Source organism: Micromonospora sp. BQ11, from assembly GCF_052068135.1.
Classification (GTDB): domain Bacteria; phylum Actinomycetota; class Actinomycetes; order Mycobacteriales; family Micromonosporaceae; genus Micromonospora.
In genome coordinates this window covers 354732-375380 of sequence record NZ_JBQHDB010000001.1, presented here as the reverse complement: position 1 = coordinate 375380, position 20649 = coordinate 354732, and the positions used below count along the sequence as shown (strand labels likewise).

General features: G+C 71.2%; 22 protein-coding genes. 7 read left to right on the top strand and 15 right to left on the bottom strand.

The window, feature by feature from the left end:
- The first annotated feature begins 32 nt into the window (after positions 1-32).
- Positions 33-1469, top strand: coding sequence for a gamma-aminobutyraldehyde dehydrogenase (locus ACTMSW_RS01845; protein ID WP_441178647.1), 1437 nt, complete (start codon positions 33-35; stop codon positions 1467-1469).
- A 68-nt stretch (positions 1470-1537) separates the two neighbouring features.
- On the top strand, positions 1538-2809 hold the full coding sequence (gene gabT, locus ACTMSW_RS01840; RefSeq protein WP_441178646.1) for a 4-aminobutyrate--2-oxoglutarate transaminase: 1272 nt from the start codon (positions 1538-1540) through the stop codon (positions 2807-2809).
- Positions 2810-2872: 63 nt separating this feature from the next.
- Here the strand turns inward: gabT and ACTMSW_RS01835 are convergent, their stop codons facing one another.
- From ACTMSW_RS01835 to ACTMSW_RS01790, 10 genes are all read right to left on the bottom strand, one after another.
- A complete protein-coding gene (locus ACTMSW_RS01835) occupies positions 2873-3556 on the bottom strand; it encodes a hypothetical protein (protein WP_441178645.1) in 684 nt (227 codons plus the stop codon).
- A 167-nt stretch (positions 3557-3723) separates the two neighbouring features.
- Entirely contained in the window at positions 3724-4098 is a 375-nt protein-coding gene (locus tag ACTMSW_RS01830) for a hypothetical protein (protein ID WP_441178644.1), read from the bottom strand.
- On the bottom strand, positions 4095-4457 hold the full coding sequence (locus ACTMSW_RS01825) for a hypothetical protein (RefSeq protein ID WP_441178643.1): 363 nt from the start codon (positions 4455-4457) through the stop codon (positions 4095-4097). Before ACTMSW_RS01825 ends, ACTMSW_RS01830 begins: the two co-directional genes overlap by 4 nt.
- A gap of 99 nt (positions 4458-4556) precedes the next feature.
- A complete protein-coding gene (speB, locus tag ACTMSW_RS01820; protein WP_441178642.1) occupies positions 4557-5570 on the bottom strand; it encodes an agmatinase in 1014 nt (337 codons plus the stop codon).
- The gene (locus ACTMSW_RS01815) at positions 5567-6769 is read right to left on the bottom strand and encodes a saccharopine dehydrogenase family protein (protein WP_441178641.1); all 1203 of its coding nucleotides are present in this window, start codon (positions 6767-6769) and stop codon (positions 5567-5569) included. Before ACTMSW_RS01815 ends, speB begins: the two co-directional genes overlap by 4 nt.
- Positions 6769-8196 carry an NAD(P)/FAD-dependent oxidoreductase gene (locus ACTMSW_RS01810; protein ID WP_441178640.1) on the bottom strand — a complete coding sequence of 476 codons (1428 nt, stop codon included), beginning with the start codon at positions 8194-8196 and terminating at the stop codon, positions 6769-6771. Before ACTMSW_RS01810 ends, ACTMSW_RS01815 begins: the two co-directional genes overlap by 1 nt.
- Positions 8193-9032 carry an ABC transporter permease gene (locus ACTMSW_RS01805; protein WP_441178639.1) on the bottom strand — a complete coding sequence of 280 codons (840 nt, stop codon included), beginning with the start codon at positions 9030-9032 and terminating at the stop codon, positions 8193-8195. The genes ACTMSW_RS01810 and ACTMSW_RS01805 overlap by 4 nt, the downstream gene beginning before the upstream one ends.
- Positions 9032-9946 carry an ABC transporter permease gene (locus ACTMSW_RS01800; RefSeq protein WP_441178638.1) on the bottom strand — a complete coding sequence of 305 codons (915 nt, stop codon included), beginning with the start codon at positions 9944-9946 and terminating at the stop codon, positions 9032-9034. The genes ACTMSW_RS01805 and ACTMSW_RS01800 overlap by 1 nt, the downstream gene beginning before the upstream one ends.
- Positions 9943-11094: an ABC transporter ATP-binding protein gene (locus ACTMSW_RS01795; RefSeq protein WP_441178637.1), complete on the bottom strand. Its 1152-nt coding sequence runs from the start codon at positions 11092-11094 to the stop codon at positions 9943-9945. Before ACTMSW_RS01795 ends, ACTMSW_RS01800 begins: the two co-directional genes overlap by 4 nt.
- Before the next feature lie 5 nt (positions 11095-11099).
- Positions 11100-12245, bottom strand: coding sequence for a polyamine ABC transporter substrate-binding protein (locus ACTMSW_RS01790; protein WP_441178636.1), 1146 nt, complete (start codon positions 12243-12245; stop codon positions 11100-11102).
- 246 nt (positions 12246-12491) lie between these two features.
- Here ACTMSW_RS01790 and ACTMSW_RS01785 point away from each other — a divergent pair, with 246 nt between their 5' ends.
- From ACTMSW_RS01785 to ACTMSW_RS01770, 4 genes are all read left to right on the top strand, one after another.
- On the top strand, positions 12492-13004 hold the full coding sequence (locus tag ACTMSW_RS01785) for an Lrp/AsnC family transcriptional regulator (protein WP_441178635.1): 513 nt from the start codon (positions 12492-12494) through the stop codon (positions 13002-13004).
- Between the two features lie 200 nt (positions 13005-13204).
- Positions 13205-14551: an aspartate aminotransferase family protein gene (locus ACTMSW_RS01780; RefSeq protein WP_441178634.1), complete on the top strand. Its 1347-nt coding sequence runs from the start codon at positions 13205-13207 to the stop codon at positions 14549-14551.
- Positions 14536-15207, top strand: coding sequence for a pyridoxamine 5'-phosphate oxidase family protein (locus tag ACTMSW_RS01775; RefSeq protein ID WP_441178633.1), 672 nt, complete (start codon positions 14536-14538; stop codon positions 15205-15207). The genes ACTMSW_RS01780 and ACTMSW_RS01775 overlap by 16 nt, the downstream gene beginning before the upstream one ends.
- The gene (locus tag ACTMSW_RS01770) at positions 15207-16583 is read left to right on the top strand and encodes an NAD(P)/FAD-dependent oxidoreductase (RefSeq protein ID WP_441178632.1); all 1377 of its coding nucleotides are present in this window, start codon (positions 15207-15209) and stop codon (positions 16581-16583) included. Before ACTMSW_RS01775 ends, ACTMSW_RS01770 begins: the two co-directional genes overlap by 1 nt.
- A gap of 100 nt (positions 16584-16683) precedes the next feature.
- On the opposite strand, the gene ACTMSW_RS01765 is transcribed toward ACTMSW_RS01770, so the two are convergent.
- The gene (locus ACTMSW_RS01765; protein WP_396714302.1) at positions 16684-17052 is read right to left on the bottom strand and encodes a DUF3499 domain-containing protein; all 369 of its coding nucleotides are present in this window, start codon (positions 17050-17052) and stop codon (positions 16684-16686) included.
- A gap of 157 nt (positions 17053-17209) precedes the next feature.
- On the opposite strand from ACTMSW_RS01765, the gene ACTMSW_RS01760 reads away from it, so the two are divergent.
- A complete protein-coding gene (locus tag ACTMSW_RS01760) occupies positions 17210-17659 on the top strand; it encodes a metallopeptidase family protein (protein ID WP_120729946.1) in 450 nt (149 codons plus the stop codon).
- 86 nt (positions 17660-17745) lie between these two features.
- Here the strand turns inward: ACTMSW_RS01760 and ACTMSW_RS01755 are convergent, their stop codons facing one another.
- The 4 genes from ACTMSW_RS01755 to ACTMSW_RS01740 form a co-directional block, all read right to left on the bottom strand.
- On the bottom strand, positions 17746-18003 hold the full coding sequence (locus ACTMSW_RS01755; RefSeq protein ID WP_007455784.1) for a WhiB family transcriptional regulator: 258 nt from the start codon (positions 18001-18003) through the stop codon (positions 17746-17748).
- Between the two features lie 470 nt (positions 18004-18473).
- Positions 18474-18809: a phospholipase gene (locus tag ACTMSW_RS01750; RefSeq protein WP_441178631.1), complete on the bottom strand. Its 336-nt coding sequence runs from the start codon at positions 18807-18809 to the stop codon at positions 18474-18476.
- Between the two features lie 16 nt (positions 18810-18825).
- Positions 18826-20220: a DUF4331 domain-containing protein gene (locus ACTMSW_RS01745; protein WP_441178630.1), complete on the bottom strand. Its 1395-nt coding sequence runs from the start codon at positions 20218-20220 to the stop codon at positions 18826-18828.
- Between the two features lie 93 nt (positions 20221-20313).
- Positions 20314-20592: a hypothetical protein gene (locus ACTMSW_RS01740; protein WP_441178629.1), complete on the bottom strand. Its 279-nt coding sequence runs from the start codon at positions 20590-20592 to the stop codon at positions 20314-20316.
- Positions 20593-20649 lie beyond the last annotated feature (57 nt).

The window sequence follows — 20649 nt, the reverse complement described above, 5'->3', positions numbered from 1 at the left end:
GCACCCCCGGAACCCCTCGGAGTGATCCCGTCATGAGCGACCAGCAGCAGCTGCGCAACTTCGTCAACGGCGAGTACGTCGAGCCGGCCGACGGCGGCTACGCCGACCTGATCGACCCCTGCACCGGTGAGGTGTTCGCGCAGGCGCCGGTCTCCGGCGCCGCCGACGTGGACGCGGCGATGCGGGCCGCCGCCACGGCCTTCGAGAGCTGGCGGGACGCCACGCCGGGCGAACGGCAGAAGGCGCTGCTCAAGCTCGCTGACGCGGTCGAGGCCCGCGCGGCGGAGCTGGTCGACGCGGAGGTACGCAACACCGGCAAGCCGCGTCAGCTCACCGCCGACGAGGAGCTACCCCCGTCGGTGGACCAGTTCCGGTTCTTCGCCGGTGCCGCGCGGCTGCTGGAGGGTCGCTCGGCCGGTGAGTACATGGCCGGGCACACCTCCTACGTACGGCGCGAGCCGATCGGTGTCTGCGCCCAGGTCACCCCGTGGAACTACCCCCTGATGATGGCGGTCTGGAAGATCGCCCCGGCTCTGGCCGCCGGCAACACGGTGGTGCTGAAGCCGTCGGACACCACGCCGGTGTCGACCCTGCTGCTGGCCGAGATCGCGTCGGAATTCCTTCCGCCGGGCGTCTTCAACGTCGTCTGCGGCGACCGGGACACCGGCCGTACGCTCGTCTCCCACCCGACCCCGCAGATGGTGTCGATCACGGGCTCGACCCGCGCGGGCATGGAGGTCGCCTCCGCGGCGGCGCCGGACCTGAAGCGCACGCACCTGGAATTGGGCGGCAAGGCCCCCGTGGTGATCTTCGACGACGCCGACATCGAGGCGGCGGCCGAGGCGATCGCGGTGGGCGGCTACTTCAACGCCGGCCAGGACTGCACCGCGGCGACCCGGGTGCTGGCCGGTCCCGGCATCCACGACGACTTCGTGGCGGCCCTCGCCGAGCAGGCCCGGAACACCAAGACCGGCGCACCCGACGACGCCGACGTGCTGTACGGGCCGTTGAACAACGCCAACCAGCTCGCCCGGGTCAGCGGCTTCGTGGACCGCCTGCCGGACCACGCGGACCTGCGGACCGGCGGATCCCGGGTCGGCGAGCGCGGCTACTTCTACGCCCCGACGGTGGTGTCCGGCGTGCGCCAGGAGGACGAGATCATCCGCGACGAGGTGTTCGGCCCGGTCATCACCGTGCAGCGCTTCTCGGACGAGGACGAGGCGGTGCGCTGGGCGAACGGCGTCGACTACGGCCTGTCCGCATCGGTGTGGACGAAGGACCACGGCCGGGCGATGCGGATGACCCGTCGCCTCGACTTCGGCTGCGTGTGGGTGAACACGCACATCCCGTTCGTCTCCGAGATGCCGCACGGCGGGTTCAAGCACTCCGGGCACGGCAAGGACCTGTCGGTCTACAGCCTGGAGGACTACACCCGGATCAAGCACGTCATGCACAACATCGAGGGCTGACCTGTGAGCGCGAGGAGTGAGCCGGGGTTGCGAGCCCCGCAGTCGCGAACGAAAGAGGGCTGAGCCACATGTCATCCTCCGAGGAACTGCACAAGCGGCGGGGCGCGGCGGTCGCGCGTGGCGTCGGCAGCGTCATCCCGTCCTACGTGGACCACGCGTCCGGCGGCACCATCACCGACGTCGAGGGCCGGGAGTGGATCGACTTCGCCGCCGGCATCGCGGTGACGAACGTCGGCAACTCCGCGCCACGTGTCGTCGAGGCCGTCCGGGCGCAGGTCGAACGCTTCACCCACACCTGCTTCATGGTCGCACCGTACGAGTCGTACGTGGCGGTCTGCGAGCAGCTCAACACGCTGACCCCGGGCGGTTTCGAGAAGCGCTCGGCGCTGTTCAACTCCGGCGCCGAGGCGGTGGAGAACGCCGTGAAGATCGCCCGCCACGCGACCGGGCGACCGGCGGTGGTGGTGTTCGACCACGCGTACCACGGCCGGACCAACCTGACCATGGCGTTGACCGCGAAGAACATGCCGTACAAGCACCGGTTCGGGCCGTTCGCCGGTGAGGTCTACCGGGTGCCGATGTCGTACCCGCTGCGCGACGGCGGCCTGTCCGGCCCCGAGGCGGCGGCGCGGGCGATCGAGATGGTGGAGAAGCAGGTCGGCGCGGAGAACGTCGCGGCACTGCTGATCGAGCCGATCCAGGGCGAGGGTGGTTTCGTCGTACCGGCGGCGGGGTTCCTGCCGGCGCTGCGCGAGTGGGCGACGGCGGCCGGCGTGGTCTTCGTGGCCGACGAGATCCAGACCGGGTTCTGCCGGACCGGGGACTGGTTCGCCTGCCAGCACGAGGGCGTCGAGCCGGACCTGGTCACCCTGGCCAAGGGCATCGCCGGTGGCCTGCCGCTCGCGGCGGTGACCGGGCGGGCCGAGCTGATGGACGCGGTGCACGTCGGTGGCCTCGGCGGCACGTACGGCGGAAACCCGATCGCCTGCGCGGCGGCGCTCGCCAGCATCGAGACGATGCACGAGCTGGACCTGGTCGCCGCCGCCCGGCGGATCGAGGCCACCATGGTGCCCCGGCTGCGCGCGATCGCCGAGCGCACCGGCGTCGTCGCCGAGGTCCGCGGCCGGGGCGCGATGCTGGCCGTGGAGCTGGTCCAGCCCGGCACCCGTACCCCGGACCCGGCCCGCACGTCGGCGGTGTCGGCCGCCTGCCACGCCGCCGGCCTGCTCACGCTGACCTGCGGCACCTACGGCAACGTGCTGCGGTTCCTGCCGCCGCTGGTCATCTCCGACGACGAACTGTCCTGCGGCCTGGACATCCTCGACGCCGCCTTCACCTGATGCAGTGAAAGGAAGGGCCCCTTCTTAACGCCTGGTGCATAAGAAGGGGCCCTTCCTAACGTCTCAGCGGAGCACTTCGACGGTGTTCCGGCGGACGAGGTTCTTACCCGGTTCCCGAATCGCGTCCATCGCCGCCGCGTTGAGCAGCACGCAACTGCCCGACGGGCCGGTCACCGTCACGGTCACCGTCTTGCGGTTGTCCAGGTTCGTCACCCGCAGCCGGGTTCCCACCGGGAACTGCCCACTGGTCGCGGCGGGCGTGCCGGCCTCGGCCGAGAAGGTGATCGCACCCGTACAGACCGACCGGGGTGCCGGGCCGGAGGCGCCGGGCGAGGCCGCGCCGGGGCGGGTGGACGCCGGATCCGGCGGTGTGGCGTCGCGCCCGGGCTGCTGGGCGCCGTTCAGCACCTCGACCACGTTGCGCCGGACGACGTTCCTGCCAGGCTCGCGGACCAGGTCCATGGCGGCGGTGTTGAGCAGCACGCAACTGCCCGACGGCCCGACGACCGTGACCTCCGTCGTCCGGTTGTTGTCCAGGTTCGTCACCCGCAGCCGCGTTCCGACCGGGAAACGGTTGCTGGTCGCCGCCGGCGCCCCGCCCTCGGCGGAGAAGGTCACCGACCCGGTGCAGGCCGAGGCCCGCGCGGGCGCCGTGTCCGCGAAGCCCAGCCCGGTGCCCACCGCCACCGCCGCCGCGGCGACCGCCGCCACACCGGCCGCCAGTACGTGCTTCCGCTGCACCTTCACCGCATCTCCCGTCGTCCGACGATCTCGTACCAGCGGGTACGGGTCGGGAGCACCGGCCGGTTCAGCGTTGCCGACAGGAATGTTTCGGATCACGCCGGAGGGACGGGGTTCGATGCGGGCACTGCGGGCCCGGGAGGTGCCGGCGGGCGTCCGCTTCCTGACCTCGGCTAGTTCAGGTACTCGGCGCCCACACACAGCACCAGCACGGCCGCGACGATCGCCGGGGTCGCGGCGGCGGTGCCGGCGGACACCGCTCGCGGCCTCGGGCTCCGCGCCGTCGTCAGGACGAGCATGAGACCGCTGATCAGGAACGCCACGGTCATCGCCGGTACGCCCAGGAACAGCCCGAACAGCACCACCTGCCCTTGATCGGAGTGGCAGGAGCCGGTGCAGTCCTCGGCGACGGTGTCGTCGACAAGGCGCACCACGGCGAGGAAGGCGCCGATGAGGACGCCGTACCAGGCGAGCATCACCAGCGTCGCCAGGATGGGACTGGTCCGCCACCAGGGGTCCTCGGGGCCCTCCGGGGAGTTGCCGGTCATCGGGTACCACCGGCGACGCAAGCGGCGACAGCCAGCAGGACGAAGGCGGGCGTGGCGGCGATCAACCCCACCGCGGCGGCTCGACGCTGCGGACGACGGCTACTGAGGACACCGAGGATCACCAGGCTGATCAGCAATGCCACCAGCAAGGCCGGTACGCCGTAGATGAAGCCGAACCAGAGCACGTCGGTCCTCGGGGAGGAACAGAAGGTGTCCTGGCAGTCTTCGGCGCGAGCGTCCGGCAGGGCGAGTGCCATCGCGAAATAGGCGACAACGATGACCAGGTACCAGACGATCACATGAAGCGCGGCCAGACCCGGGTTCGTCTTCCACGGTTCCTTGGGCGTGAACGCTGGCACAGGTGGAGTATCCGCCCCGACCGATGCCCGACGCTGCCCCGTCGGGGCCCTTGAGGGCAGATCTCCGACGGGGCAGTTCCTTCCGGGCAGGAACCTCGGTCAGCGGTTGTCGAGGAGGGGTTGGGTGGGGTTCCACGGGGAGCCGCCCGTCGCGTCCCGGCGGCGTCTCGCGATCGCGGACAGCGCCTCCAGCACCACCCGGTTGCCGAGGTAGGCGGTGATGTCGGCGTGGTCGTACGGTGGGGCGACCTCGACGACGTCCACCCCGACCACGGGCAGCTCGTAGCAGACGCGGCGGACGGCGTCGAGCAGTTGCCGGGAGGTCAGGCCGCCGGGTTCGGGGGTGCCGGTGCCGGGGGCCATGCCGGGGTCGACCACGTCGACGTCGACGGAGAGGAAGACTCCCTCGCACTCGTCGGTGGCGATCCCGAACGCCTCGGTCAGGCAGGTGTCGAGGCCACGGGAGACCAGCTCGGTCATCTCGTACGAGCGCATCCGCTGCTGCGCCATCCACTGCAACGTCTCGGGGCCGGGCCAGTAGCCGCGCAGGCCGATCTGGAGGAAACGGTCACCGCGTACCGCACCGGACTCGATGAGCCGCCGCATCGGCTGGCCGTGCCCGTGCAGGGAGCCGAACTCGACGTCCCCGGTGTCGGCGTGGGCGTCGAAGTGTACGAGCGACACACGCCCGAGCCCGTGGTGGCGGGCCACCCCGGTGGCGTCGGGCAGGGCGATGGAGTGGTCGCCGCCGAGGACCACCGGGATCGCCCCGGCGGACGTCACCGCGAAGACGGCGTCCTCCAGGGCGGACAGCGATCGCTCGATGTCGCCGGAGAACATCTCGACGTCGCCCGCGTCGTACACGCGCAGGTCCTGCAACGCGTCGACGCGCAGCGCGAGGGACGGTCGGGAGCCGTCGTGCGGCAGGTAGCAGGCCTGGCGGATGGCCGACGGGCCGAACCGGGTCCCGGGCCGGTGCGACGTGCCCCCGTCGAACGGGGCGCCGACGATGACGACGTCGGCGTCCGCGTAGGTCACCGGCTCGGAGATCGTGCAGGGCGGCACCCCGAGGAAGGTCACGTCGGGTCCGAACATCTGGCCGTACCGGGTCACCGCTCCTCCATTCCCCACGGCGAACCGTAGCTGTTCAGCAGGTCGAGGAAGGGTACCGGCGGCAGCGCCTCCGGCCCCAGCACCCCGGCACCGGACCAGGCGCCGGTGGCGAGCAGTTCCAGGGCGACGACCGGGTTGACGGCGGTCTGCCAGACCACGGCCTGGTGGCCGTACTCGCGCATGGACCACTCGTTGTCGACCACGTGGTAGAGGTAGACCTCGCGCGGGCGCCCGTCGACGCCCACCCCCCGGACCCACGTGCCCGCACAGGTCTTGCCGCGCATCCGGTCGCCGAGGGTGGCCGGGTCGGGCAGGCAGGCGGCGACCACGTCCCGGGGCGACACCTGGACGCCGCCCACCCGGACCGGCACGGTCGAGTCGAGGCCGAGCTTGTGCAGCGTCTTGAGCACCTCGATGAACTCGTTGCCCAGGCCGTACTTGAAGGTGACCCGCTTCGCCTTCACCCAGCGCGGGATCAGCAGCACCTCCTCGTGCTCCACGTTGACGCACTCGACCGGCCCGATGCCCTCCGGGAAGTGGAAGACCTCCGGCTCGGAGAAGGGCGGCGTGGTGAACCAGCCCCGCCCGGCCTCCCACACGACCGGCGGGTTCAGGCACTCCTCGATCGTGGTCCAGATGGAGAACGACGGCGCGAAGTCGTACCCGTCGACGGTGAGGTTGGCGCCGTCGCGTACCCCGATCTCGTCGATCTCGCCGAACAGTTCGTCGGCGGCGTACCGGGCGAAGACGTCGGACAGGCCCGGCTCCACGCCGATGCCGCAGAGCGCCAGCCGGCCGGCGTCGGCCCACCGGTCGGCGACGGCGAACTGGTCGTCGCCGAGCTTCACCCCGGTCTCGGCGTGCGGCCGGTCGGGGTGCGGGTGGGACAGCGACATCGCCATGTCCAGGTAGTCCGCGCCGGCCGCGTACGCGCCGTCGAAGATCGGCATGACGAAGCGCGGGTCGACGGCGTTGAGGACGTGGGTGATGCGGTGTGCGCGGCAGAGGTCGGCGACCGCGTCCGCGGAGGACGCGTCGACCTGCGCCGCGACGAAGCGGGAGTCGTGGTCGGCGATCGCACGGGACGCGCGGCCGAGGTCGTGGTCGGCGACGATCATGGTCTCGAAGAAGGAACGGCGGGCGGCGATGGCGACAGCGGCGGAGCCGACGCCGCCGGCGCCGACGAGCAGGATGCGCATCAGGAATCAAACCCCAAACCAAGACGGTCGAGCGTACGGAGCCACAGGTTCCGCCGGCCGTCCCGCGCGTCGGCGCGGGCCAGCGACCAGCGGGTGAGATGGATGCCGGCGGCCCGGACGGGCTCCGGCGGGAACGGCATCGGCTTGCTGCGCACCAGGTCGAGGCGGGTCAGCGGGGTGTCCTCGCCGCCGAGCAGGTCGAGCATCACCCGGGCACCGAACCGGGTGGCGCCGACCCCGAGGCCGGTGTAGCCGGCCGCGTACCCGAGCCGACCGTCGTACGCGGTGCCGAAGAACGGGCAGAACCGGGTGCAGGTGTCGATGACGCCGCCCCACCGGTGGCTGAAACGCAGGCCGTCGAGCTGCGGGAAGGTGGTGAAGAAGTGGTCGGCGAGGGCGGTGAAGGTGGCGTCCCGCTGTTCGAGCGCCGGCGCGACCCGGTTGCCGTAGTGGTAGACCGCGTCGTAGCCGCCGAAGAGGATCCGCCCGTCGCCGGTGATCCGGTAGTAGTGGAACTGGTTGCCGGTGTCCGCGAGCCCCTGCCGGTTCGCCCAGCCGATCGACGTGCGCTGCGCGTCGGTCAGCGGCTCGGTCATCAGCGCGTAGTCGTAGACCGGCACCAGCCAGGCCCGCAGCCGGCGCAGCAGCGGCGGGAAGGCGTTGGTGGCGAGCACGACCTGCCGGGCGCGCACCGAGCCGGGGATCGCGTCGGGCCCGCCCGCGGTCTCCGCCCGCAGCGCCGCGCCGTCGGCGCGCAAACCGGTGACCCGGGTGTGCTCGTGGATCCGGACACCGAGGTCGACGGCGGCGCGGCGCAGGCCCCAGGCCAGTCGCGCCGGGTCGAGCATGGCGACCCGGTCACGGTCCCAGAGCCCACCGAGGTACGTCGGGGAGTCCACCTCGGCGCGCACCTCGTCGGCGTCGAGCAGGCGTACGTCGCGGCCGTACCGCCGGGCCAGCGCCGCGTCCTCGGCCAGCCCGTCGAGCTGGTACGGCTCGACCGCCACCGCCAGCTCACCCGTGCGCTCGAAGTCGCAGTCGATCCCGAGGTCCGCCACGGTGGCGGCGATGGCGTCCAGGTTCTCCCGGCCGAGCCGTTCGAGCTGGTCGATCTCGTCCGGGAAACGGTCGACCCCGTTGGCCAGGCCGTGCGTGAGCGACGAGGCGCAGAAGCCGCCGTTGCGCCCGGAGGCGGCCCAGCCGCAGGTGCCGGCCTCGACCAGCAGCACGTCCCGGTCCGGGTCGTCCTGCTTGGCGAGCAGGGCGGTCCAGAGCCCGGAGTAGCCGCCCCCGACGACGAGCAGGTCGGTGTCGGCCCGGCCGGTGGACGGCGGGAGCGGATCGGGGCGTTCCGGACGGTCGAGCCAGTAGGGCACGGGCGCCGCGTCCGCCAGCGCGTGCGCCCGGCCGGTATGGGAGCCGGTCACGACCGCCCGCCGGCCTGCCCGGCGACCACGGGTGCGGCGAGGGCGGCCCGGCTCGCCCGTCGCCCGCGCAGCGAGCTGGCCAGGACCAGCAGCAGAGCGATCACGAACATCGCCGTACCGATGACGTTGACCTGCGGCGGGATGCCCCGCTGGGCGGCGCCCCAGACGTACATCGGGAACGTGACGGTGGTGCCGGAGTTGAAGTTGGTGATGATGAAGTCGTCGAACGACAGGGAGAACGCGAGCAGCGCGGCGGCCACGATGCCGGGCAGCACCAGCGGCAGGGTGATCCGGCGGAACGTCTGCCACTCGTTGGCGTAGAGGTCCATCGCGGCCTCCTCCAGTCGCCGGTCCATGCCGGCGAGCCGGGCCTTCACGGTGACCACCACGAACGACACGCAGAACATCACGTGCGCGATGACCACGGTCCAGAAGCCGAGCTGCACCCCACCGGCGACGAAGAGGGCGAGCAGCGAGGTGCCCATCACCAGCTCCGGCGTCGCCATCGGCAGGAAGATCAGCACGTTGATGCCGGACCGGCCGCGGAAGCGGTGCCGGACCAGGGCGAACGCCATCAGCGTGCCGAGCGCGGTGGCGGCCACGGTGGAGATGAACCCGATCTGCACGCTGCGGACCACCGCGTCGCACATGTCGCTGGTGGCGCACGGCTGCCGCCAGTTGTCCAGGGTGAACTCGTTGAAGTCGTACGACAGGCGGCTGGACGGGCGGTTGAAGGAGAGCGCGGCGACCACGGCGATCGGCAGGAACAGGTAGCCGAGGACCAGCAGGCCCACGCCCATCACCCAGCGGTCGGCCAGCCAACGGGAAAGCCTCATCACAACACCTCGTCCGTGCCGGCCCGGCGCAGGTACACGAAGACCACCGCGAGGATCGCCGCCATCAGCAGGAACGACAGCGCCGCGCCCTGCGGGTAGTCGAGCCGGACCAGGAAGGCCGAGTCGATGACGTTGCCGATCATGTACTCGTTCGGGGTGCCGAGAAGTTCGGCGTTGATGTAGTCGCCGCTGGCCGGGATGAAGAACAGCAGCGTCCCGGCGATCAGGCCCGGCATCGACAGCGGCAGGGTGACCCGCCGGAACGCCTGCACCGGGCTTGCGTACAGGTCGCTCGCCGCCTCCAGCAGCCGGAAGTCCAGCCGTTCCAGGCTCGCGTACAGCGGCAGCACCAGGAACGGCAAAAAGTTGTACGTCAGGCCGAGGATCACCGCGACGGGAGTGGCGAGCAGCCGGCCGTCGGCACCGAGCAGGTGCACGTCGCGCAGCAGCCCGACGAGCCAGCCGTTGTCCGACAGGATCGTCTTCCACGCCAGCGTGCGGACCAGGAAGCTGGTGAACATCGGCGCGACCACGCACACCAGCATCAGGTTCTTCCACCGGCCAGCCTTCTGCGCGATCGCGTACGCCAGCGGGTAGCCCATCAGCAGTGCCAGCACCAGCGCGATGCCGGCGTAGAGGAACGACCGGGTGAACTGCGGCCAGTACGCCTGCAACGCGTCCGGGTAGTTGCCGAACGCCCAGGTCAGCGCGTAGCCGGTGGAGAGCGAGCCGCTCGGGTCGTAGAGGCTCGCGGCGGCGAGTTGCAGCAGCGGCACGCCGAAGAACAGCAGCAGCCACGCCGCGCCGGGCAGGAGCAGCAGGTACGGCAGGAGGCGGTGCCGCCCGGACCGGGCCGCCGGCGGTGGCGCCGCCGACTGCCCGGTCCCGGTGGGCACGTGGGCGAGGGCGGTCATGAGCTGGCGCCCACCGGCTCGTCGAGCACCGGAGTCGTGCGGTCGTGCTCGCCCGGCTCGCGGGGCAGCAGGAACGCGTGCCGCGGGTCCCAGTACGCCACGGCCTGCGTGCCCGGTGCGAGCTGACCGTTGGTGCCGCTGTTGGCGACGAACACCGTCAGCTCGCTCCCCCAGGCCGTGCGGAGCAGGTACTGCGTGCTGACCCCGACGTACGAGGCGTCGGTGACGGTGCCGGTGACGTGCTGGTGTCCGGCGGGGACCTGGTCGGCGGAGCCGGCCAGGTGCAGCTTCTCCGGGCGTACGCCGAGGAAGACCGGACCCCGGTCGGAGCGTGCCCGGCCGACGGGCACCGAGAAGCGACCGCCGTGCGCCGAGACCGGCACCTCGTCCCCGGCGGGCCCGGCGGCCTCGGCGGCGAGGAGGTTGGACTGGCCGAGGAAGTTCGCGACGAAGGCGGTGGCCGGGAACTCGTAGATGTCGGCCGGCGCACCGAGCTGCTCGATGCGCCCCGCGTTCATCACCGCGACCGTGTCGGCCATGGTCATGGCCTCCTCCTGGTCGTGGGTGACGTGCACGAAGGTGATGCCGACCTCGGTCTGGATGCGCTTGAGCTCGATCTGCATCTGCCGGCGCAGCTTCAGGTCGAGTGCGCCCAACGGCTCGTCGAGCAGCAGCACCTGCGGTTGGTTGATCAGGGCGCGGGCCAGTGCGACCCGCTGCTGCTGGCCGCCGGAGAGCTGGGCGGGCCGGCGGCTGCCGTAGTCGTCGAGCTGCACCAGCGACAGCATCCGCAGGACCTCGTCGTCCACCGAGCGGATGCCACGCCGGCGCAGCCCGAACGCCACGTTCTCGAAGATGTTCAGGTGCGGGAAGAGCGCGTAGGACTGGAACACGGTGTTCACCGGCCGCTTGTACGGGCGCAGCCGGGCGATGTCCCGGTCGCCGAGCAGGACCTGCCCGCTCGTCGGCTCCTCCAGCCCGGCGATCATCCGCAGGGTGGTGGTCTTGCCGCAGCCGGACGCCCCGAGCAGGGCGAAGAAGGAACCCTGCGGGATGGTCAGGCTGAGATCGTCCACCGCGGTGAAGACGCCGAACCGCTTGGTGAGGTCGGCCAGCCGCAGGTCGCCGGCCGGTGCGTCGTGTCCCATGCTTCTCACGCCCCGATTACCTGCTGGAACTTGGCGTCGTACTCCTTCTCCTGCTTCTCGTCCAGGGCCATGAAGACCTTGGACTTCGACAGGATCGCCTCGTCCGGGAAGATCAGCGGGTTGGCGGCCAGCTCCGGGTCGATCTTCTCCATCTCCGCCTGGGCGCCCTGGACGGGGCAGATGTAGTTGACGTAGGCGGCGAGCTTCGCGGCGACGACCGGGTCGTAGTAGTAGTTCATGAGCTGCTCGGCGTTCGCCTTGTGGGTGGCCTTGTTCGGCACCAGCATGTTGTCCGACCAGAGCATCACGCCGGACTCGGGCACCACGAACTTGATCTTCTCGTCCTCGAAGCCGAGCTGGATGACGTCACCGGACCAGCCGATGCACGCGGCGATGTCGCCCTTGGCCAGGTCGGGGGCGTAGTCGTTGCCGGTGAACTTGCGGATCTGACCGGAGTCGACGGCCTTCTTGAGCTTGTTCAGCGCGTCGTCGAACTGGGCCGGGGTGAAGTTGGCCGGGTCGTGTCCGTTGGACTGCAGCAGCAGCCCGATGGTGTCGCGCATCTCGCTCAGGGCGGTCACCTTGCCCTTGAGGTCGGGGCGGGTGAGCAGCTCGTCGACGGTACGGATCTCCTTGGTCACCTTGCCGTTGTAGGCGAGGCCGGCGAGGCCCGACTGCCACGGGACGGCGAGCTGGCTCTCCGGGTCGAAGGAGCGGTTGCGCAGCGACGTGAGCAGGTTGGCCTCGACATTGGGAATCTTCGACTTGTCGAGCTTCTGGATCCAGCCGAGCCGGATCATCCGGGCCGCCATCCAGTCGGTGAGGACGACGATGTCCCGTCCGGTGGTCTGACATGCGCCGAGCTGGTTCTGGACCTTGCCGAAGAACTCGTTGTTGTCGTTGACGTCCTCGGTGTACGTGACCTTGATGCCGGTCTTGGTCACGAACTCGTCGAGGGTCGGCCGCTTCGACTCGTCCTTCTCGTCGACGTCCATGTACTGCGGCCAGTTGGAGAAGGCCAGCGTCTTCTCGGTGCCGGAGAGGTCGTCGCTGACGCAGCCGGTCTCGGTCTGGGTCGCGGCCTTCGTGCCACAACCGGCCAGCGAGCCACCCGCGGCGAGCAGCGCTGCGGAACCCAGAGTGCCGGTCAACAGCCCACGTCGGGAAAGGGGGCGGAGGGGAGATCGCATACGACGACTCCTAAGGGGTCTTCGTCGGCGGCGGGAACGGGGTGGCGCGCCGGCGGGAGGGTCAGGTCGCGGTGGACGACTGATCCTGACATGAGGTGACCTTCCTTACAAGGGATTCCGTTGCGGGAATAGCTCTGGACGACGAAATACGCCAGACTGCGCGGTGGCACTAGGCTCAGGCCCGGAATCCGGCATGGGGAGCGGTCGATGACGAACCGGCACAACGACAACGGCAACGGCGGACGGCGGGTCACCGTCCGTGACGGAGCCAGCCACGCACTGCTCGACGATGTGGCGAAGCAGATCATCGAGCAGCTCCAGGAGGACGGTCGGCGCCCCTACGCGACGATCGGCAAGGCCGTCGGGCTCTCCGAGGCGGCGGTACGCCAGCGGGTGCAGCGCCTGCTCGACGCGGGCGTCATGCAGATCGTCGCGGTCACCGACCCGCTCCAGCTCGGTTTCCCCCGGCAGGCCATGATCGGCCTGCGCACCAACGGCGACCTGGAGGCCGTCGCCGACCGCCTCGCCGAGTTGGAGGAGGTCGACTACGTGGTCATCACCGCCGGGTCGTTCGACCTGCTCACCGAGGTCGTGTGCCGCAACGACGACCACCTGCTGGAGATCCTGCAACGGCTCCGGGCCGTCGAGGGCGTGCTGTCCACCGAGGCGTTCGTCTACCTCAAGCTGCGCAAGCAGACGTACACGTGGGGCACCGCCTGACCCGCGCCTCCCGTCGGGGCGGCGGCCAGCACCCACGTCATGCGGAATCCGTTGCACCAGGGACCTGTGCTCGCTGAATCCGTCGCTATCGTCATCCTTCACGACTGATACCACTTGCTTTCGGGCGCACGGCTGTGGGATAACCGTGGGCAGAGCGGCCGGTGTCCACCCCTACCGGCCCGAGACCCGATGGGGCTGACATGGCCAACGCCACCGACCACCTCTGGATGCACTTCACCCGGATGGCGAGCTACTCCGCCGGCGAGGTACCGACGATCGTGCGCGGCGAGGGCGCGTACGTCTGGGACTCGCAGGGCCGCCGCTACCTGGACGGGCTCGCCGGACTCTTCGTCGTCAACGCCGGGCACGGCCGGACCGAACTGGCCGAGGCGGCCGCCAAGCAGGCGGGTGAGCTGGCCTACTTCCCCCTGTGGTCGTACGCCCACCCGAAGGCCGTCGAGCTGGCCGAGAAGATCGCCTCGTTGACCCCCGGCGACCTGAACCGGGTCTTCTTCACCACCGGCGGCTCCGAGGCCGTCGAGGCGGCGTGGAAGCTGGCCCGGGCCTACTTCAAGCGCACCGGCCAGCCGAACAAGCACAAGGTGGTCAGCCGCTACATCGCGTACCACGGCACCTCGATGGGCGCGCTGTCGATCACCGGCCTGCCCGGCATCAAGAGCGACTTCGAGCCGCTGGTGCCCGGCGGCATCAAGGTGCCGAACACCAACTTCTACCGGGCGCCGGAGCACGGCGACTCGCCCGAGGCGTTCGGCCGCTGGGCCGCCGAGGAGATCGGCCGCGCCATCGAGCGCGAGGGGCCGGACACCGTGGCCGCGGTCTTCCTGGAGCCCGTGCAGAACTCCGGCGGCTGCTTCCCGCCGCCGCCCGGGTACTTCGAGCGGGTCCGCGAGATCTGCGACGCGTACGACGTGCTGCTCGTCTCCGACGAGGTGATCTGCTCGTGGGGCCGGCTCGGCGAGTACTTCGGCGCCGTCCGCTACGGCTACCAGCCGGACATCATCACCACCGCCAAGGGCATCACCTCCGGGTACGCCCCGCTCGGCGCGATGATCGCCAGCGAGCGCCTGATGGAGCCGTTCCTGACCGAGACCGGCATGTTCGCCCACGGTGTCACCTTCGGCGGCCACCCGGTCTCCTGCGCGGTGGCCCTGGCCAACCTGGAGGTCTTCGCCCGCGAGGACCTCATCGGACACGTCCGCGCCAACGAGGACGCCTTCCGGTCCACCCTGGAGAAGCTGCACGACCTGCCGATCGTCGGTGACGTCCGCGGCGACGGCTACTTCTACGGCATCGAGCTGGTCAAGGACAAGACCACCCGGGAGACCTTCGACGAGGCGGAGTCCGAGCGGTTGCTGCGCGGGTTCCTCTCCACCGCGCTGTTCCAGGCCGGTCTCTACTGCCGTGCCGACGACCGGGGCGACCCCGTCGTGCAGCTCGCGCCGCCGCTGATCGCCGAGCAGCAGCAGTTCGACGAGATCGAGCAGATCCTGCGGTCCGTCCTGACCGAGGCATGGTCCCGGCTCTGAGCGGCGACAGTCCCGGCGGTCACGGGACCGACGAGGTCGGGCGGACGGCACGCACCCGCGTACGCCGGCTGCCCGACCTCGCGGTGCACGACCGCGCGGCGCTGCACGCCATCCTCGACGCCGGCCGGGTCGGCCACCTGGCGATCGTCGACGGCGACCAGCCGTACGCCGTGCCGGTCGGCTACGCCCGCGACGGCGAGCGGGTCCTCGTCCACGGCTCCACCGGCAGCCGGCTCTTCCGCCACCTCGCCGCCGGGGCCCCGGCCTGCCTCACCGTCACCCAGCTCGACGGCCTGGTGCTCGCCCGCAGCGCCTTCGCCTCGTCGATGAACTACCGCTGCGCCATGGTGCTCGGCCGGGCCGCCACGGTCGACGACGAGGCGAAGCTCGCCGCGCTGGAGCGGATCACCGAGCACCTGCTGCCCGGACGCTGGGCGCGGCTCCGCCCGCCGTCGGCGAAGGAGATCGCGGCCACGCTGGTGCTGGCGATGCCGCTCGCCGAGTGCTCCGTGAAGGTCAGCGCCGGCCCGCCGGACGACCCCGACGAGGACCTGGACCACCCGGTCTGGGCCGGCGTCGTGCCGGTGGTCGAGTCCCTCGGCGCTCCGGAGCCCGACCCGGCGCTCCGCTTCGACCTGCCGCCTCCGGAGTGGTGATGCGCTACCAGGACCTGTCGTACTGGTTCTCCACGGTGGACGAGGCGCTGACACCGCGCCCGCCGCTGCCGGGCGACGCCGACGCCGACGTGGTGATCGTCGGCGCGGGCTACACCGGGCTGTGGACGGCGTACTACCTGGCCGCCGCCGACCCCTCGCTGCGGATCGTGGTGCTGGAGGCGGAGATCGCCGGATACGGGGCGTCCGGCCGCAACGGCGGCTGGTGCTCGGCGCTGTTCCCCACCTCGCTGCCCGCGCTGGCCCGCCGGCACGGCCGGGACGCGGCGATCGCCATGCAGCGGACCATGCACGCCACGGTCGCCGAGGTCGGCCGGGTCGTCGCGGCCGAGGGGATCGACTGCGACTGGGCGTACGGCGGCACGGTCACGCTCGCCCGCACCGGCCCGCAGCTGGTGCGGGCCCGTGCGGCGGTGGCCGAGGCACGGGAGTTCGGCCTCGGACCGGACGATCTCGCGCTCCTCGACGCCGGCGAGGCTGCCGGCCGCTGCGCCGCCGAGGGGGTACGCGGTGGGACGTACACCCCGCACTGCGCCGCGGTGCACCCGGCCCGGCTGGTGCGCGGGCTGGCCGCGGCGGTGGAACGCCGCGGGGTGACGATCCACGAGCGCACGCCGGTCACCCGGATCGCGCCCGGCGCGGCGGTGACCCCGGCCGGGACGGTCCGGGCACCGGTGGTGGTCCGGGCGACCGAGGGATACACGCCCGGGCTGCCCGGTCAGCGCCGTACGGTCGCGCCGGTCTACTCGCTGATGGTGGCGACCGAGCCACTACCCGCGTCCACGTGGGCCGAGATCGGGCTGGCCGCCCGGGAGACGTTCTCCGACCACCGGCACGTCATCATCTACGGCCAGCGGACCGCCGACGGGCGGCTCGCCTTCGGCGGGCGGGGCGCGCCGTACCACTTCGGCTCCCGGGTCTCCCCCGCGTACGACCGGGAGCCGCGGGTGTTCGCCGCGCTGCGCCGTACGCTCGGTGAGCTGTTCCCGGTGCTCGGCCCGGACGTGCCGGTGACGCACACCTGGGGTGGCCCGCTCGGGGTGGCCCGGGACTGGGCCGCGTCGGTCGGCTTCGACCGGGACAGCGGGCTGGCCTGGGCGGGCGGCTACGTGGGCGACGGTGTCGGCACCAGCAACCTCGCCGGCCGCACGCTGGCCGACCTGATCCGCGGTGCGCGTACCGACCTGACGGCCCTGCCGTGGGTCGGCCACCGCTCTCCGAGGTGGGAGCCCGAACCGCTGCGCTGGCTGGCGGTCAACGCCGGCCTCCGCATCATGACGACGGCCGACCGCACCGAAACCCGAACCGGCCACCCCTCCCGCTCAGCCACCCTGTTCAACCGCCTCCTAGGCCACTAACCCCCGGGCTCCCCCCGCCTGACCGGGTTGATCATGAAGTTGTTGTCCGCCGCGCCGGCGTGTCGCGACAACGACTTCATGATCGACAGGGAGGTGGGGGTTAGTGGTTGGGGGGGATTACGCGGAGGTGGCCGCGGCGGCCGGTCTGCGGGGAGCCGTGGTGGTGCTGGTCGTCCTCCGGTGGGCGGGGGGCGACCGGGCGGGCGGCCTCGCGGACCGCCTCGGCCAGAGCCACCAGGTCGTCCGTGGTGGGCGGCGGGGGCTCGAACTCGCCCTCGTGGCGGACCACGTCCCAGCCGCGCGGGGCGGTCAGGCTCCGGGCGTGCGGCTCGCAGAGGTCGTACGTGTGGGGCTCGGCGAAGGCCGCCAGCGGGCCCACCACCGCGGTCGACTCGTTGTAGACATAGGTCAATGTGGCGACCGCTTGCCGGGGGCAGCCGTTACGGGAGCAGCGCCGTGGTGACCTCACGTGCGGCAGGGTATCTCCATTACCGGGTCCGGCGCACCGCTTCGCGTTGCGACACGCCCGTCGCGGTGATCACAAAATCCGACCCCCTCGGAGCCCGGCGCGCCAACCGGGCGACGCTGCCGCAGGCCACGCCGTTACGGGGGCTACCCTGTCCGTCATGGGAAGCCCGGAACATCGCCGCCCCGGCTCCGGTCGGCGCGTACGCCGCGACCGGCACGGCCGCGGCCTGCGCGGGCGGCTGGTGCCGGCGACGGTGCCGTTGGCGCGTACCAAGGCGGAGATCTTCGACGACCTGGTCCTGGACACCGTCGAGACCCTGGAACGGCGTTTCGCCAAGGAGTTGGCGGGTGTCGAGTTCGCGGTCGAGGACGTGCCGCCGGACCTGAACGTGTACGACTCCGACGTGCTGGAGGACGGCGAGGTGCCGCTGGCCCGGCTGCTTCCGGGCCGACCGGGCCGGCAGGAGGTGCCGCCCCGGATCGTGCTCTACCGTCGCCCGCTGGAGTTCCGGGCCATGGACCGCGAGGACCTGGCCGACCTCGTCCACGACGTGATCATCGAGCAGGTGGCGAACCTGCTCGGGGTCGATCCCGACGAGTTGGCCTGAGCCGGCGCCCCTGCGCGGCAACCACCGTCGGATCACTTCACCGGCCCGGACCGGGCGGCCCCCACCGCCCCGGCCCGACACCGCGCTCAGGCGGCGCGCCGCTTGAGCTTGCGCCGCTCCCGCTCGGAGAGCCCACCCCAGATGCCGAACCGCTCGTCGTGGCCGAGAGCGTATTCCAGGCATTCGGTCTTGACCTCGCAACGCGAGCAGATGCGCTTCGCCTCGCGGGTCGAGCCGCCCTTCTCGGGAAAGAACGCCTCCGGGTCGGTCTGCGAGCACAGCGCCCGCTCCTGCCACTCCGGCGCGTTTCCGAGCAGGTCGGCCACCTCAAGCTGGCCGTCCATCGATTGCCTCCTTGTCGCGCACCGGCGTCATCGCCGCTGCAACCCCCCACGCGAAAGGCGTGCTTGTCCGTCCGGTACTGATTTGTAGCGTTCCGTGCAGACAACCCCATTCAAATTACACGCGTGTAATGCGTGCGCCGTCAAGCCAAACTTGATATTGGAGTCGTCCTCCCGACACGCCCCCGGACAGCCATCCGGCCACCCGGCCTCGCAACCTGCCCTATCGATTCAGACCCCGGCCGGGTAACGCCCTCTCCGGCGAGTTGCCCGGCTTTTCTCCCGTGGCGGGTCACCGGCGACGTACCGTGACGGGTCGAGGACGACCCGGAGGACCACCCACCCAGATCGGTTGATCTTGGTGGGCCACAGGTTAACGTGACTTGCGCCGAACCGCTCGTCGAGGCGGGGAACGCCGACCGCGCCCTGTCCACAGCGTGGACAGGGCGCGGTCGTGGCGGGCTCGGCAAGACTCAGCCGGATTCCCGCGGCGTGCTGCTCGGCCACACGAATTCGGCGATCGCGCCCCCGGTGACGGCGACCGTTCCGGCCGGCGTCCGGTCGTCCCACCAGACGGTATAGAAGCCGGCGGGCAGGTCCGGGTAGACGGCACTGTGGAAGGTGCCGTCCTGCACGCGGCGCTCCCGCACCGCCGAATGGGTGCGCGGCTCGTCGTCGCGGCTGATCTCGATCTCCCGGCCGTGCTCGTCGCGTCCCGTGTAGACGATCAGCGCACCGGTGTCACCACCGATGTCGAGGACGACGCTGCCGGTCTCCGACGGCCCGTACGTGTGCTCGTGCGCGTGCATGACGACCTCCGACGGATCAGGCCGACGCCGGCGGGTTGTTGAACCCGTCGTACGGCGTACCCAGGTAGGGGAAGTTGGTGAGGAACGGCGCGGTCACGTCCGCGGCGCTCAGCCCCGGCGTCACCGCCGCCGCCGCGGCGTCGGGACGGAAGGCCCGGTCCACCAGGGGCACCGTCAGCCCGGCGATCGCCCGCAACGAGATGCTGACCACGTCGTCGGCCACCCGGCGGCCGTTCGGGAAGCCGGCGAGGTCGCCGCCGAGCACCCCGAACCGGTCCGGCCTACGCGTCGGCGGGATCGCGGTGTTCAGCCGCAGCATGTCGGCCTGGATGTCGCCCGTGGCGTTGGTGAAGCCGTCGATCAGCCCCTCCGGGATGCCCGTGAGCAGGATCGCCACCAGGTCCGCGCGGGCCTTCTTCGACTTGTTCAGCCGGTCCAGGTTGGGGAAGACGTCCGGGTAGAGCACCGGCAGCAGGGCGGCCAGTTCCGGCTGCTCCACGAACTTCGCGAACCGCTTGTCCTCCGACGGCGGCAGCGTGTTCCACTCGTCCTTCCTGGACATCGGCACGACGACCTCGTTGAACAGCGGGTTTCCCAGCCGGGACACCTGGGTGAAGGGGCCGGTGGCGGTGTCTGCCGCGCCCCGGTCACCGAGCACCCGCACCTGGCGCCGGGAGGCCGTCGTCCACACGCCGATCACCGAGGCGGCGTCGCCGACGGCGTACCGGTTGGCCCGGCGACGCACCTTGGTCAGCGGCACCTGGAGGGCGATGCTGTGCACGTTCATCCGGTCGGTGGCGTTGACCGGCTCCCCCTCCGCCTTGAAGATCTTCTTTCCGGCCACGTGGAGCTGCTGGAAGGGCCGCAGCGTACCGAGGTCGAAGATGGCGCCGAGGTCCACGAAGAAACCGTCGGCCCGCTGCCCCGCGAAGACCCGCTCCCCCGTGGACAGTGTGTACGTCGCCTGCCGGACGAGGTCGCCGTACCTCGGGGTGGACAGCGGCCCGACGTTGCACGGCGGGCACGGCAGCTTGTGGGCGAGCCGGTGCTCCCGGCCGTCGGCGATGCGGGTCAGGCTGTAGAACTGCCGACGGTTCCAGTTCCTGCTGTCCAGCGAGTCGATGGGCCCGGTGTTGTAGAGAAAGCTGTTCGCATTCGTGATCTCGGTCGTGAATTCGAACCGGTACGTGACGTCGGCCTGCCCGTCGCCGTTGTTGTCGATATTGATGTCGTACCGGACGTCGTCGCCGAACTCGAAGAAGTTCGGCCCGCCGGACGGCAACTGCAACGGTACGTAGTTGGCGATCAGCGTGACCGTGTCGGGGCGGTCGGGGCTGACGAAGGCGTACAGGTCGGAGGAGTCGGCGACCGGATCCTTGGCGATTTCCGGCGCCTCGCGGTGCGAAGACATGGCGGAGCCACCTCACTGTGCGAAAGAGGGATCTCCGGACCGGCGTCGAGAGCCCCCGCCGGCCCGGGCGAAGGGATGGAAAAGGAAGTGGCGTCAGCGCCGGGCGGCGCGCCGCAGCCGATCCGCCAGGCCGCGGTCGCGTACCTCGATGCGGGACGTGCCCACGAAGACGTCCATGGTCCCGGATGCGGCGTCGCGCAGGTGGACGACGATCGGGCCGTCGGCGTCGGCCGCCGCACCCGGCGCGTTCTGCGCGGCGGACAGGCCCGGCACGGTGAGGGCGGCCGCGCCGAGCGTGGCGCTCGCCGCGGCGGTCAACGTCTGCCGGCGGGTCAGTCGCGGCCAGGGCCGCTTCCGCTGATCACTGGTCATGGGCAACCTTTCCGGCGGTGGCGCGAAGCGCCCGCGAGGACGGTCGCGGGCCGAGCC